The organism is Shewanella sp. ANA-3, assembly GCF_000203935.1.
Lineage (GTDB): Bacteria > Pseudomonadota > Gammaproteobacteria > Enterobacterales > Shewanellaceae > Shewanella.
This window is the reverse complement of record NC_008573.1, coordinates 91,712-105,742: the sequence shown is the minus strand read 5'-3', so window position 1 is coordinate 105,742 and position 14,031 is coordinate 91,712. Positions and strand designations below refer to the sequence as shown.

Here is a 14,031-nt window from a genome sequence, read left to right as displayed (position 1 = left end):
TTCACGCAAAAATTTGGGGTTCCCAGGCTCGATACTGCTTACTCTGTTAACCTATCACTTAAATATTTCTGGTCATCAAATATGACTGTAAATTACGCACAAAAAAACCGCTCCAATGGGAGCTGTCTTTGAAGCGCTGGGTTATTTTCGTAATCGTCTAGCTAAGGCGAGGAAAACGAGACTGATATACCCTAATGACCCGCCACCACTAGATGATTCCGGCTCTGGTGTTGTTGGGGTGGTTGGAGTAGTCGAGGTAGTCGGCGGAGTCACCACAGGTAGTACATCGTCATTGTTGATAGTGATCGCCATCGTACTGCCCGTCACCTTCAATAGTCTTGGGGTAACAAGTTCCGCCACTAAACTACTGTTTTCAGCGGTTGAGGCATTGTCTATGATGCTTACTACAACAGATTTAGTGCTTTCACCGGCGGCAAACTTCACATCAATAAAATCTGAATCCAGCAGTGTTACCGCGTTATCAATGAACACTTTCACCGACGCTGACTTTGATAAATCGCCGTTACGAGACACAACAAAACTCAGGCTTTCATCGCCACAAACACTACCATTTACAATCACTTCAGGGGATGAATAATACAGTTTGGTGTCCGGAGATGATTGCCAAGTCATTACCGTATAACCGCCATCACAAGGGGAATCAGTAGCACGTTTAAATTTAGCGATATTATCGGTATTGCGGTGCGCTAGGTCATGATCGGCCAAGTACACATGCCCTATTTCATGCACAACGGTGTTCGGGCAGGTATTTACACCATGGGACGTAAGCTGTGCAGCGTTAAATCCAGCTGAGCCACAGAGTGTTTTTTCGAAATCACTGTATTCAGGCTCGGCTAAACGACCATAAATTTCAATGTCTGGGCTGTAATCTAACAGCATCTTGGTATCTTCTGGCAGAGTCTCAATACCCATTCGCCCACTTAAATAAAATGGTAAATAGTTCCACGACAGATTTAACATCCCTTCAGCGCCATAATAATACTTAGTCCACTTTTCACCTTGGTAGGTGTAGCTAGATGAACGATTGTTATAGGCATCGAAGCTGTTTGGCACTTCATCCAAACCCACAGCGAGTAATTCTTGGTATTTTTCTTCCCCGCCATATAAAGCCACTTCGAAATCTCGATAGCCAGCAAACGTCGGCTCTTCAAATGCTACCAGTTTGAGCTGTGCAGGAGTATTTTGAGCTAACACCCTATTTGTTGTAGCTATTTCTTCTCTGATTGCTTTAAATGCCTGCCCCTTCGATGGCATTTGCTCCATCCAACGAGGGTGATAAAAGAAAATCACATCTGCTACGGTCTTGGAGAGATCAACAGGTACAGTGGTGCAATCCTGAACCAGTGTTTGAGAGTATTTACCACGAGGATATGGCTTGCAGTTAATCTCTGCGTTCTCAGCATCAGCGTTTATATTGATGTTAGCCGCTGACAACGCTACCGCCTTTGCAATAATCGAAGGAGAACCCCCTGCTTGCTTGAGCTTTGTCTCTATAGACCTATCCAATGGAATAGAGTCAGCGGGTCTGTCCAACAACATCGGTAACTCACTTGCGTGGATTGGGCCAGCAAGAGAGACTGTGATGGCCAATGATAACATCTTGTATTTCAGAGAAACATCCTTATATAGCACTATAGAATAATTTAAGATTAATGTTTGCGGATAACATCGATTTCTTTCAAGCAAGCATAAATTCGCTTTCCTTTCTCCCGAAGCCATTAAACCCATATTCGAAAACCTTTTGGCTCCGACTTATTGGGATCGGCCAGTTAAAGGCACGGCGCCGCAGGCTTTATGAGCCCCTGTGGACAGAACAAAAGCCGCCCGAAGGCGGCTAGTTCAACAAACCCTAAAGGTTAACGGTGGTAGTTATAAGCCTGTTGCTGAGTATTTTGTTGGTGACCGCCCTGTGGTTGCGCCTGATAACCGCCTTGCTGCGGTGCATTTTGCTGGTATCCATGCAGCAGCGGTGCGTTTTGCTGGTAACCTTGCTGCTGTGGTGCGTTTTGCTGATAACCAGAGCTTTGGCCTGCATTATCCTTTGGTGAACCACCTAAAAGCTGTACTTGACCATCAAAGTCCACGACAACTTCTGTTGTGTAGCGTTCTTGGCCATTGGCATCTTTATATTTGCGAGTCTTTTGCTTGCCTTCGATGTAGACCTGACGGCCTTTTCCACCGTATTGATTGATAATCTCAGCCAGCTTGCCCCAAACAACAATCTTGTGCCAATCGGTCACCTCTTGCTGAACACCCTGTTGGTCTTTCCAAGTGTCACTCGTGGCCACACTGAAATTTGCTACGCTTGTACCGCTAGGAAGTGTCTTAAAATCAATTTCCTGACCGATATTGCCAACAATGATAACTTTATTAACTGAACCCATTTTGCTCTCTCCAAAGAAGTAATTAACGAGCACATTAAAACACAAACTCATAATCACACAAATTTTGTATATTTAAATATTTATTGCCACCAGTTCCACACAAAACGGTGATACCGCCCTACCTACTCGCTTAGAAATCGCTTTCATTAGCAGAGTAATCTGCACGTATGCGGCAATTAGCTTGCTACGACTCGGATCTTCTAGTCGTATCCAGAGAGAATGAAATGGGTCGTTTACGATGTTGCTTTGACAACCGTTAGCCAGCTGTAACAGATAACCCTGTACATCCAGCCCCGAACCGGACTGCAATGATGAATACGATTTCACAGTTAATGGCTGACGATCACCGGCATGGATACACAAGCGGAAATCCTGATTGTCGTGAGTAAACCCTGCATCGGCACCATAAAAACTAATTGCTTTTCCAATGGGGTCGAGATTACCGCTCGATAACTCTGAATAGACAGCCTGAACAAACAACGTCTTTTGAGCGGGAGTAATATCCGGCGTTGGCTGCTCGCATACTCTGGCGCCGTGATTAATTAACGTGTCAAACAATGAAAGCAGACCTTGTAAGGCGTTAACTTCGTTATTGGGCCAAACGGAAGACAGTAAATCGGTTAACTGGCTAGAACTGGATACTTTCATGAATGCCTCGCAATCGGGGAAAGATGGCCCGATATTGGCCTCTGAATCAATTCACGCAAATTTGCGCTCCCCTCCCTGCCACGATTTACTTCAAAATTCCAATAAATAAACCGTGTGAGCCCGAGATTTTACTCGTCTACTCATAGATTTTTCTCGTCATCTTTAGAGTGTCATTCACAGTTGGGTTGTAAAAATCAATGCTGATACACAAATATTTATATCGAAATCTATGTAAACCATTAAAAACCCTTTTAAAACAATACCTAACGATTTTTTTTAGACTTCATTTTGCCTTTAAATAATCTGATTCAAAAATTTAACATATTTGTGCAAAAAAAATACAGATTTTTACTTGCAAGATCCCGTTGTTCACCGCCTACATTTAACTCTTATACAACAATAACTTACATTTACAGAGTTAATTTTGATCACAATTTAAGACGAGTAAACTATTTGGATTACACGAATAAAATATAGGTATATGACGAGTAAAATATTGTGTGAACACGAAAAAAATATGGAGATACACGAAGAAAAGATAGGGATTGAAATTTAATAGTTGGGTCAACACGAAAAAAATATGGAGGGAATACGAAAAAAATATGGAATGAGAAAATGGCGAACGCTATATTGATGCATAGGGAGGATGCCATGACAGATAAAGCAAACAACAAACAGGTACTACAGGGTTCAGATGGGGTAACTACAACATCGAAGAAAGTCAAAACTGACAAATTCGATGTACATCCAGAAGCGCAATTACCGCAGACGTATAAGAAAAACCACAACTTAATCTACAGTCGTATATCGATGACGACCCATGAGCAAAATCTACTTGCCCTATTTCTGATCCAGATGCAAAAGACAGAGTGGAAAGAAGAAACCCAGCTCGAAATTTCTATCCCCGCCTCTAGGTTGGCTGATTGGCTTGAAGTTGAATCCAAAAGCCTTGCGGCAACAATTAAACCTGTCGCTCTTAGGCTTCAGAAACGAACGGTTTTAGCAGAGCATCCGACGACTCATGAATTTGAATCATCCGTCCTTTTCCCGACAGTGAAATATGCACGTGGAAAGTTAACAATGGTACCAAATTATGACTTGAGAGACTTTTTTCACGACGCGTCAAAAGGATACGCTTCCGTTAACGTGGCTAGATTCCTACGACTGAGGGGAAAATACTCTAAACCAATGTATGACCTATTATCGAGGTTCAAAACCCCTGAGAAGCAGTTGTATAAGACAGACGTTATGACTCTCAAAGGTATTTTCGGGTTAGTTGACGACAAAGATAACTATCTGCCAGGCAAGAAAACCATGAAGGACACATCGGTATTCGTCAATCAGGCGCTGGTAAAGTCGATTGAAGAAATAGAGGAGGCTTGTAGTGACGAGGTAATGTTTTTCAACACAGATCCTTCTGGTAAAAAACGTCATGGCATCATTGAAAACAAAACAGGCAACAAAATTACCAGCATTGAGTTCGAGTACCTTTGGATAGATCAATTCATCAAATTGCATCCAATGGATCTTGAAGCAGCAGCGGAAGTCGCAATGAATGCAGAGAATCGTCTGCGTATGAAAAAAGAAACGCTTACTCAAGAAGAGACTGAGCAGCTGGCCGTAGCTTACTACGTTCTCTCATCACACTATGAGAAATACAGACCGCGCTGTAGAGAATTATTTTACGACATTTACAAACACTACCGAAAAATATCGATTGAGAAAGCAGAAAACGAATCTGAACAAACTGAACGACCAAAACTGAAGAGTTCTGCACTCGATAAGTTAGATTTCTTGTTAAACGTCAATACCTGATCCCCCTCCCCTCCATATCAAACCTTTGGTCTTTCTCAATAGTTTACTCAAATACGAGTAAACTATTGGGTTAGTGCACGAAAAAAATATTGAGTTGGTCACGAATAAAATATAGACATGGGTACGAGTAAACTACAGGTTTAGGAGCGAATGAACTACAGATAAAGGAACGAGTAAACTAATGGTTATAGATGCGAGTTAACTATCGACATGTGAACGAGTAAACTATTGATATAGAGGCGAGTGAACTACAGACATATAGACGAGTAAACTATTGATATAGAAGCGAGTGAACTACAGATACTTGAACGAGTAAACTATTGATATAGAAGCGAGTGAACTACAGATACTTGAACGAGTAAACTATTGATATAGAAGCGAGTGAACTACAGACATATAGACGAGTAAACTATTGGTATCGAAGCGAATGAACTACGGACATATAGACGAGTAAACTATTGATATAGTAGCGAGTGAACTACCGACATATGAACGAGTACACTATTGGTCTATTTTTGGGTTATTTTAAAATTGGATGCGACAACGAACTGATTTTTCATAAATACGAGTAAAGTACAGTCTTTCACACGAATAAACTCTAGGGGTCACACGAATAAAACACATGAGAAAGTATAAAATTCAATCAATACAGGCGCATCTACTCTGTGTTTAGGGCAATAAACAACCAAAACTCTTTACTGTGGATAACTACACGAGTAATACTTATGGGTAACACGAGTAAAATCAGTGTATTAAACGAGTAAACTTTTGATCTGTCACGAGTTAGATCTTGGTATAAAGCGAGTGAGATCTGGGAACCTGACGAGTAAGATCTAGGTGTAAAGCGAAAAAACTATTTGAAAAACACGCATAACATATTGATTCAAAATAAAAAACCCTACCCTATAGATCTTTATATCTTTAATAGATCTTAATAAAAAGATCATATCTTTTTATATTCCCAAGCAGATAGATCTTGTTTTTGATCCTTTTAAGATCAAAAGAAGAAACAGGATTCTATTCGATTCTAGTTCAACTTCCCGAATGCTCCATAGCAAACAAGTAAACCTACAACCTACAGTCTTCACCTATAAAGCATCATTGCCCTTTCATGATATGAAGCTGAGTGTATATCTAATATCATCAGACACTAACATCCAGGTGAGGAAATTAGCACACCATTAAATAGGTGCGGATTTTAATGTACCAAATATTGAAATCCACACCTTTTAGCTGTAATCTTATACGCAATTGATAAATGGAGTTAAATTGCTATGAATGAACACTTCAAAGCTCGTATGAGAACGACTGCTGACAGGGCACGAAAAATGCTTAACACCATGTCTGACTCTATTACACAGCACAAAATCGAATTTGGTTTAGATACATTTCACCAGCGTTACTCAAAAGGCGCATTAGCTAACCTGAGAGGCCTCACTCGTAAGATCGTAGAAAAATCGATTAATGAGATGGAAGCTACTGGTTACCAGTTCGATAAGAAGCTAAACGGTAGCGTTGAAGTTTATGATCTAACGGTTGAGCAAGTAGTCGATATTTACAAGCATCGTGGACATAAAGCATTGCGTGAGAAATTTGAACGCGGCTATGTAGTATTCCTTTGTAACCTCAAAGGCGGTGTAAGTAAGACTGTATCAACCGTAAATATTGCCCAAGCGTTACGTTGCCATTCTGAAATGCTTCAGCATGATTTAAAAGTGTTAGTACTGGACATTGATCCTCAAAGCTCAGCCAGTATGTTCATGAGCCATAAAAACTCCATTGGTACAATTGATAACACTGTCGTTCAAGCCGTATTTCAAGACTTAACTCGTGAAGAGCTGTTAGACGAGTTTGTCATACCTACTCAAGTGCCTGGTGTTGACATCATACCGTCAAGCATTGCAGATGCTTTTATAGCATCTCAATGGGAAGCTCTATGCGCTCAGCGTTTTGGTTCGGAAATTAATCCGTTTGAGGCGTTATCTCGCAACGTCTGTGAAAAGCTAATCAACGATTACGACTTTATCTTTATCGACTGCGGCCCACACTTAGACTCACTTTTAAAAAGTGCATTGTGTGCAGCTGACGTTTTAGTGACTCCACTTCCGCCCTCAACCGTTGATTTACATTCAACATTGCAATACGTGACTCGTATCCCAGAAATGCTGGATCATTTAGAAGCAGAAGGCGCAACAACGAATTTGAAAGGCCATTTGGCTTTTATGTCTAAGTATTCGCAGAGCGAGCAAGATATTAATAGCTCAATGATTGCCAACGCTGTATTTGCTGAAGACATGATGATGGCTAGTATTCCTGAATTATCTGCCTTTAAGCGCTGTGCAGAAACATTTGATACCGTTGTGTCAGTACATCCTGGAAGCTACACAGGGGACTCAAAAGCTCTTAAAAAAGCAAGAGAGTCGCTAGACCAATTTACTTTGGCGCTATTCCAACACATTTCAAGAATTAGAGGTTCAGAATATGGTATCTAATGCTAAAGAAGCGCGTAAGCGCGTTCCATTTGGCAGAGCCTTAGTTGACTCTGCTGGTTTAAATAGTCAATTACATCCAGAAACTACTGAGTCTGCATTTGTTGCTAATACTGATGTACTGAACGACTCTGCTACTTCAATTAAAATTAAATTGTCCAGTGGGCGTACTCTTACATTCACTCGTAAGCACTTAACGGCGGAAGAACTCAAAACAAAGTCTTTCGTACACCCATTTAACCCGCGTCCAGCCGGTGATGTAAAACCAAATTCATTACTGCGGATCCGTAAAACTATTGCAAAGGTGCAATTTTCTGATGCGTTGGCAACACGGGATTCAACTGGTTATCACTTGTTTGATGGTCAGCGCCGACGTATGGCAGCAATCTTAGAGAATGCTGGATTAAATGTGCTGTATACCGATTTTGTACTAACAGAAGAAGAAGTTCACGAAATCGTTAAATACGTCCAAACCTCTGAAAAGTATAGTTATCGAGATGCGGGTTTTCAGATGAAAAAGGCACTCGCGAAAAACGAGCTCGAGATTGCCAACAACAAAACAGTTAAGTTATCTCTGAGAGAGCTAGCTGCTCAATTCGACGTATCTTATTCGTATGTAACGAGAGCACTTAAAGCCGCAGAAATTCCAGATGAAATTATTGAGTTGTTCCCCTGCCCTTCTGCTTTAAGTTCAACACAAATTATGGCTCTTTATGACATTACTCAAAAGCATCAACTTTCAGCTTTATTGAGCGAGCAGTTACTTGAGAAAATTGAAAACATTTGCATCGATGCAAATGAAGGCGAAACATCGGTAGCGGGACTATTTGATGTCGATGGCCAGAAAAACAGTCAGATACTGAAGGTGTTCGAAGACTTTGATAAACAATCAAAACCCAAAAAGCTGGCAAATGATAAAATTGCCGAGGGTGACGACCGCAATCGTTGGGCTAAATTATCGACCCAAAATCGAAAGACCAAGGTCGAAGTAACAAGATTGTCGGAGCAAGAGATTGAGAAGCTAAAACAATTCTTAATTGATTTAGTAGAAGCAAAAAACCAGTAGTAAAAGAAACTGACAGGCCGACCGCCAAGCCTGACCTGTCATGCACTAACAAACATACTTATTCGGAGTATTTATGTCAGCAGAAGTGATGTTAACACTAGCCACGGCCTTAAACAACGCGATTACCAATAAACTACCATTCAGACTTCCTGCAATGAAGTTCTATGAACTGGAAGAACTAAATCGTTGTAGCGCGAAAATGAGACAAACAGCCAATTAAGAAAGTAAAGCCAGCAGAGATGCTGGTTTTTTTATGGAGTGATTCGGTGGAATCAAGCGTTAAATTCTGAGTTTTTTAGCATAAAAACAATAATTTAACGAGGTTATAGCTTGGTGCTGCTTTTAGATGGAACGAAAATATCTGCACCAAGCATTTTTAATGGTAAAATGTTGAAGATAAAGAAAATTTTCGATTATTAAGCCCGTGATTCCACCGAATCAAGCACAGATTAATACTGTCTAGCGCTTACATACTTTACAGGAACTTACTTCAAATGATTGCGCTGTAATGGGTGATGTACCCTATGTGGATTATTGAGATGAGAGTTTGTTATTCAATTCCGTAAATTATGGTGTGTTATTGTTGGTATCCTCTCCGCCTTTTAGGGCGGGCATTCCTACCGCTAGACGATTATACCCGACAGTAAGCATGTTCTTGGCTGTTTCGGACTACTTGCGGGGATTTCCCTACAGCACGAACAAGTTTGGGTTGTGTAACTTTCGTTGACCTCTTCAAAAACAACACCTGCGTGAGCGCATTTGTATTCCATCATTGTTTTCAACATCCACCTGCCTGCATCCAACGCTGATTTGGCCAGCTTGGTTTTGAACATCGAAAGGGAATTGACGTTACCAACGAAGATGACCGCATTGCTATCGACTAGCTTCCGATTTTATTTGTGTAATTCGTTCTTTCGACGTTTGCGGATTTTGGGGTGAATTGCTTTGACACCCTAGTTTGGGTGAATCAAAAAACTAATTTTTCCCATTTCATAGACTTGAATCTTCTCGACTGAGTTAGCATCATGTGCGCTTTGCACTAATCGGCAAAGTTTAGAAATAGACTTTACATTGTGTGTAGCAATATTGTGTTGGAATCGTCTCAATTCACCCAATGTACATGCACGGTAAGCTCTCTCGATAATTTTGTTCTTTTCCAGAAGACGCTTTTTTTCCGGGGATACTAATTCCAAAAGTTGCAAAATTTTGCTTATTTTATCGCGCAAATGTTCGATAGCATCAATTTCAGTCTCTACACCATATTTTTTCCACACGGGTTCGTGATGGGAAACCCTGTTTCGGAATTCTCTTACGGTTTTGACTAGATCTTTTGTATTGATTAGCAGCTCTTTGGTCTTAGTTGTGTTCCATTCTCCTTTGAAAACGGTACCCAGGTGAGTTGGCCAAATCAAACCTGGCCCCATGAACTCTTTACTAAGAATGTACTCCCATGTGGAAAATTCAGTTTTTGCTATTATCTCTTGATGCATCGGAGTTGGATTGGCAATGTTATAACGTTTCTTTTTGTCTTGTTGAACTTGCTTTGTAGCCTTAGAGAAGTTTTTTCTGATAGCTTCGACTTCAAATGGAGGATTCTTATCAGGCTGTTCTGGGTCGAAACTTTTAAAATGGAGTTTGTTCTTCTTCCACCAAAAGTAACCTAAATCCGAAGAAGTTAGTGCAGAGTCAATTGCGTTGCGTAGCGCCACTTCTGTGGCACTAAGCAAAGGGTATATAGCAGAACAAACGTGGGTGTTCCATAAGTAAGCCCCGAGCAATTCAATATCGCTTTGAGTTTTAAACGTGACCTTATAACTTCTTAGACGTTCTTCTGTAATAAAATCTTCTATAATTTCCTTATAGCTAATTGTATGTGGCATTTATCGTTGCTCTCGAACTTCGTTGTTGACGTCGGCGTCAGTATTAAATATAATTTTTATCAGGTTGACGTCTGGCTCTAAGGATTATATCCAAGACCTTGCGTAAAGACCTAAAGAATTTGCCCCAGCCTTGAGCTGGGGTTTTCAATTTCAGGAAGCCTAAAATTCTTTTCAAGTCTACAATGTTGGATTTAATCTATATATCTGCACCAGCTGAAACTGTGAATAAGTTACTGATAATAAATTGTATTTTTCACTTTTAAACCTCTGATTCCACCGAATCAAGCCCGAGTTTTCTGCCCAGCCCAGGTATAGTGTTAAGCTCTGACGGATTTCGTTCCGCCCAGTCCCGCATTATTTCAATCAATGCTGGATTGTTTTGCTTAAACGCTGCTGCATAAGCCTCCCCTTTTAGCACAAACCCGTTTGCACCGGCATTTAGTATCGCCTTAGCAATCTCAGGCTGATTTGATGTAATTGCCGCACGCAGCAAAACACCATCTTTGAAGTTCAATAGATTACCCGTGAGCCCTGCTGAGATGTACTTGGCCACCAAGTGAGGTTTTTTGTCGTAAATAGCCTTAAGTGCTTTGAGTTGCAGATTCATATTCCTTCACCACCCTATCGAGTTGCAGCCAGAGAAGATTTGCGTCTTGCCAATTTGATAACAGACTTACCTTGTTCGGTGTAGCCTCGGTACTCGTTTTTCTTAATGCTATTTTTCATATTCTGAAGAATGATTGGCAGATCTTGCTCAGCGATAACCCAATCATCATCGTGAAGCTCAAACACTTCACAAATTGCACAATCACCCGTTTCAACGGTGATGAGTGGGAATAGACGCTCTGCATACTCGGTTTCTTTCAAATGTGGCTTAATCACTTTTAAGTAAAACACAGCTTGCAAATCGTAACGTAAGTCTGCGAACTGGTAGGCCGCTAACGCTGGGTTAGCACTGCGCGTGGTTTTCAAATCGCAAGGAACAATGAAATTTTTAACGGCTGTTAACCAATCCACTTTGCACTTAAGCATCAATCCGGTCTCAGGATCTCTTGTAAAGAATGCGACCTCCGCCATACCGTTTTTACGATTTAAAAATTTGTTCGCGTGAGCGTTGCGTTCAATGGCTTGATTGAGTCCTATAACGCTATCAAACATCTCCTTTGACACTGGCAGCTTAAGCGCCTTCATCGCGATATGTTGATTATCCTGAAGTAATTTAATGATTGCTGCACAGGTCACCGCTGACTGTAGTTCTGTATCACATAACGCAAAACACTCGTCACCAATGTTCGCTTTGATCCACTCCAATTGACGTGACTCAAACGGTTTTTGCGGAGCGTTGGCTTGCTCAAGGCGTTTGATTAATTCAGCAATGGTGCCGCTGGTTGTTAGTTTGTTGGCTGTGCAGGCATCTTTAAGCTCGGTTAATGACTTTGGATCATCTGGGAATTGCTCTGAGTCGAGCAGGGCAAATCTGCGAGCATTAAATACATCGGCTCCCTCTAGTGTTAATTCGTGGCTTAAAACACCGGACTCGCGGGATTTGGCGCTGAACTGTTTACCTTTACCGTTGATATACGCTTGTTCGTATTTCATTGGGCTATCTGCATAGCACTTAACCTGACTTGAGCTAATGGCATCTAATGAGTGATACACATCGTTTGGAATGTCTGAGTAAACACCTTCGATAAGTTCACCGGTGTCAGATAAGAATTGTGGTTTGCCGTCCACATAACCAGGCTTGACTAAATGCGTCAGGCTTGCAGGGATGATGCTTGAGGTTTGCTGGCAGGTGATGGTAACCGTGCTCACGCTGGCAGGGTCAAAAAATGCGTTCATAGCAGAATTTAACGCATCTAAATCAAAATCAAATGAACTCATGATACTCACTCCAAAAATCTAACTCTTCAATTGAAACCATCATTACACGGCTTCCAATTGAGGCAAATTTCTAGAAATGGAGCAAAAAAATGCCCGCAAGAGCGGGCTATTGGAGTGAGCTTTTAGCTATTAGCTATAAGTTCTAGTTGTTTTAATAATGACTGCATCATACCAATCAAATTTTATTGCGCAAGAAATTCACGAAAAATGACTTGAAAATTGACTTGTGGAGGCAAAACTGCTGAAATGTGCAACACACTTTTTAAATCGTAAGCGCTATGAGTATCAATAAAAAGGTAACCCAAATTGCGTTAGCAGTATCGCTTGGTTTGTGTCATCCGCTGGCTATGGCCAACAGTGGCTTAGATGCTTTGTTAGAGGCAAACAAATCAGCTAAGCAGGCACAAACACAGCCAGAGAAAATGCCGGAAGGTGAGGGTAAGGAGCTTATCAAGAATGCTTTCTCGATGTTAAACGACATCGTATGGTCTCAAGCGCTTCCCGTGAAAGGTATGGTGATGATGGTCTCTCGAGATGGTACTCAAGTGCTCGCCTCCACGGATGGCAGGATTCTCGTTAAAGGCGGCGAGGTATTCGATGGCTGGAACCGTTCACCTATAGCAACTGAAGCCAACGCAAAGGCGGCATGGCTTGCCAAGATTGATAAGGTCTTAGGGGTTTCTGTTAAGGATATGGCTGCATATTACATTGGTGATTTAGCAAAAACAGAGCCCGATCTAGTTGTATTTGTGGACCCTTTATCGAAGTTAAACGCAGACCTATTCAATAAGCTCCTTTCGATTAAAGGTAAGCAAATCGCGTTACTGCTTACCCCATTAGTGAATGGTAAAGAGGCTGCGATTAGAGCGAGGGAGCTGTGGTGCGCCAAAGACCAAAGTGAATCCCTACGTTTGCTAGTTAACAGTGATTTCACCACAGCCCCGGAAACCCTCGAAAACTGCGACATTAAAAAGCTATCCACCACGATTGGGGTTACTCAATTTCTACAGATCCGTCGTTTACCCTATTTCGTTAACGGACACGGACTGCACAACGTCGGATTACCCGATTCATTAACTGATTTCATTTCCCAAACGGAGAAATAATGATTACTCGAGCATTAAAATTAAGCATGGTCGCTGTTAGTTTGGCAACTATTTTTGGATGTCAATCGATGTTCGAAACGGGTGAGGAGCCTACGGTTTGTGTAAACACTCAAAACAGCGGATTACCCTGTACCACCACTAGAGAAATTCTGAAACTGGCTGATACGCCTGGCGGCATTGAGGCAGAAAAAGCGCGGCGAGCAGCTGAAAGCGATGAAGATTGCCCAGACTGTAAAGTACCTAAAAAGTCAGTGGCTAACTCCGGCGCCATGGCCGGCTATGGCTTGGACGCTAACGGCCAACCAATCACCCTGAATGAAGTCACTAATGCTTACATGTTTACGGCTGATAACAACCGTGCATTACCCGCTCCAGAGCCTATCGCTGTTCGGCAGGCGCCCAAAATGCTTCGTGTTGCATTTGCTCCATGGCAAGACGACAAAGGCCGTTTACAGAACGTCGGTTATGTCTATACCGAAATTGAAACCCGTAAATACACCTATGGCCGTGAAGCATTCAACATGCCTGCTCAAATCACTCCGCTTTATATTCGTCAGCAATCCATTGAAGAAGAGCGAAGGGGTAACCCAAGCGAAATTAACGGAGTTGGCATTAAGACAGGTAAACCTGGGCGTAATAATTTCAATGCTGATCTAGAAGCGGCAAAGGCCACTTTGGATCAAGCGCCAAAAGCTGTTCAAGAAGCGTTACGCGCTAACGGCAATTAACACGGGTGCG

At 41.6% G+C, this 14,031-nt stretch carries 12 protein-coding genes; 5 read left to right on the top strand and 7 right to left on the bottom strand.

The features are described 5' to 3' along the window. Positions 1-141: 141 nt before the first annotated feature. The 3 genes from SHEWANA3_RS22145 to SHEWANA3_RS22135 form a co-directional block, all read right to left on the bottom strand. Positions 142-1,749, bottom strand: a complete 1,608-nt coding sequence (locus SHEWANA3_RS22145; RefSeq protein ID WP_011711567.1) for a hypothetical protein — start codon at positions 1,747-1,749, stop codon at positions 142-144. A 128-nt stretch (positions 1,750-1,877) separates the two neighbouring features. Next, the gene (locus tag SHEWANA3_RS22140) at positions 1,878-2,405 is read right to left on the bottom strand and encodes a single-stranded DNA-binding protein (protein WP_011711566.1); all 528 of its coding nucleotides are present in this window, start codon (positions 2,403-2,405) and stop codon (positions 1,878-1,880) included. Between the two features lie 72 nt (positions 2,406-2,477). Next, the gene (locus SHEWANA3_RS22135; protein ID WP_011711565.1) at positions 2,478-3,053 is read right to left on the bottom strand and encodes a hypothetical protein; all 576 of its coding nucleotides are present in this window, start codon (positions 3,051-3,053) and stop codon (positions 2,478-2,480) included. Positions 3,054-3,704: 651 nt separating this feature from the next. Here SHEWANA3_RS22135 and SHEWANA3_RS22130 point away from each other — a divergent pair. The 3 genes from SHEWANA3_RS22130 to SHEWANA3_RS22120 all read left to right on the top strand — a co-directional run bounded on the left by SHEWANA3_RS22130 (position 3,705) and on the right by SHEWANA3_RS22120 (position 8,423). After that, positions 3,705-4,868, top strand: coding sequence for a replication initiation protein (locus SHEWANA3_RS22130; RefSeq protein ID WP_011711564.1), 1,164 nt, complete (start codon positions 3,705-3,707; stop codon positions 4,866-4,868). Between the two features lie 1,274 nt (positions 4,869-6,142). Further along, entirely contained in the window at positions 6,143-7,360 is a 1,218-nt protein-coding gene (locus SHEWANA3_RS22125; RefSeq protein WP_011711563.1) for an AAA family ATPase, read from the top strand. Beyond that, positions 7,350-8,423 carry a hypothetical protein gene (locus SHEWANA3_RS22120; protein ID WP_011711562.1) on the top strand — a complete coding sequence of 358 codons (1,074 nt, stop codon included), beginning with the start codon at positions 7,350-7,352 and terminating at the stop codon, positions 8,421-8,423. Before SHEWANA3_RS22125 ends, SHEWANA3_RS22120 begins: the two co-directional genes overlap by 11 nt. Positions 8,424-9,046: 623 nt before the next feature. On the opposite strand, the gene SHEWANA3_RS23940 is transcribed toward SHEWANA3_RS22120, so the two are convergent. From SHEWANA3_RS23940 to SHEWANA3_RS22105, 4 genes are all read right to left on the bottom strand, one after another. Next, positions 9,047-9,193: a transposase gene (locus tag SHEWANA3_RS23940; RefSeq protein WP_226060198.1), complete on the bottom strand. Its 147-nt coding sequence runs from the start codon at positions 9,191-9,193 to the stop codon at positions 9,047-9,049. A gap of 183 nt (positions 9,194-9,376) precedes the next feature. After that, positions 9,377-10,303 carry an Abi family protein gene (locus SHEWANA3_RS23375; RefSeq protein WP_011711560.1) on the bottom strand — a complete coding sequence of 309 codons (927 nt, stop codon included), beginning with the start codon at positions 10,301-10,303 and terminating at the stop codon, positions 9,377-9,379. A 259-nt stretch (positions 10,304-10,562) separates the two neighbouring features. Further along, positions 10,563-10,910 (bottom strand): hypothetical protein, encoded by a 348-nt coding sequence (locus tag SHEWANA3_RS22110; RefSeq protein WP_011711559.1) that lies wholly within the window; start codon positions 10,908-10,910, stop codon positions 10,563-10,565. 14 nt (positions 10,911-10,924) lie between these two features. Beyond that, positions 10,925-12,187: a PD-(D/E)XK nuclease-like domain-containing protein gene (locus SHEWANA3_RS22105; RefSeq protein ID WP_011711558.1), complete on the bottom strand. Its 1,263-nt coding sequence runs from the start codon at positions 12,185-12,187 to the stop codon at positions 10,925-10,927. A 278-nt stretch (positions 12,188-12,465) separates the two neighbouring features. Here SHEWANA3_RS22105 and SHEWANA3_RS22100 point away from each other — a divergent pair, with 278 nt between their 5' ends. Beyond that, entirely contained in the window at positions 12,466-13,293 is an 828-nt protein-coding gene (locus SHEWANA3_RS22100) for a hypothetical protein (RefSeq protein ID WP_011711557.1), read from the top strand. Continuing rightward, positions 13,293-14,021 (top strand): TraV family lipoprotein, encoded by a 729-nt coding sequence (locus SHEWANA3_RS22095; protein WP_011711556.1) that lies wholly within the window; start codon positions 13,293-13,295, stop codon positions 14,019-14,021. Before SHEWANA3_RS22100 ends, SHEWANA3_RS22095 begins: the two co-directional genes overlap by 1 nt. Positions 14,022-14,031 lie beyond the last annotated feature (10 nt).

What these genes read in the sequence shown, in the direction of transcription:
- SHEWANA3_RS22145 (WP_011711567.1), bottom strand. Translation starts at nt 1,749, where the DNA reads ATGGGTTTAATGGCTTCGGGAGAAAGGAAAGCGAATTTATGCTTGCTT.
- SHEWANA3_RS22140 (WP_011711566.1), bottom strand. Translation starts at nt 2,405, where the DNA reads ATGGGTTCAGTTAATAAAGTTATCATTGTTGGCAATATCGGTCAGGAA.
- SHEWANA3_RS22135 (WP_011711565.1), bottom strand. Translation starts at nt 3,053, where the DNA reads ATGAAAGTATCCAGTTCTAGCCAGTTAACCGATTTACTGTCTTCCGTT.
- SHEWANA3_RS22130 (WP_011711564.1), top strand. Translation starts at nt 3,705, where the DNA reads ATGACAGATAAAGCAAACAACAAACAGGTACTACAGGGTTCAGATGGG.
- SHEWANA3_RS22125 (WP_011711563.1), top strand. Translation starts at nt 6,143, where the DNA reads ATGAATGAACACTTCAAAGCTCGTATGAGAACGACTGCTGACAGGGCA.
- SHEWANA3_RS22120 (WP_011711562.1), top strand. Translation starts at nt 7,350, where the DNA reads ATGGTATCTAATGCTAAAGAAGCGCGTAAGCGCGTTCCATTTGGCAGA.
- SHEWANA3_RS23940 (WP_226060198.1), bottom strand. Translation starts at nt 9,193, where the DNA reads ATGGAATACAAATGCGCTCACGCAGGTGTTGTTTTTGAAGAGGTCAAC.
- SHEWANA3_RS23375 (WP_011711560.1), bottom strand. Translation starts at nt 10,303, where the DNA reads ATGCCACATACAATTAGCTATAAGGAAATTATAGAAGATTTTATTACA.
- SHEWANA3_RS22110 (WP_011711559.1), bottom strand. Translation starts at nt 10,910, where the DNA reads ATGAATCTGCAACTCAAAGCACTTAAGGCTATTTACGACAAAAAACCT.
- SHEWANA3_RS22105 (WP_011711558.1), bottom strand. Translation starts at nt 12,187, where the DNA reads ATGAGTTCATTTGATTTTGATTTAGATGCGTTAAATTCTGCTATGAAC.
- SHEWANA3_RS22100 (WP_011711557.1), top strand. Translation starts at nt 12,466, where the DNA reads ATGAGTATCAATAAAAAGGTAACCCAAATTGCGTTAGCAGTATCGCTT.
- SHEWANA3_RS22095 (WP_011711556.1), top strand. Translation starts at nt 13,293, where the DNA reads ATGATTACTCGAGCATTAAAATTAAGCATGGTCGCTGTTAGTTTGGCA.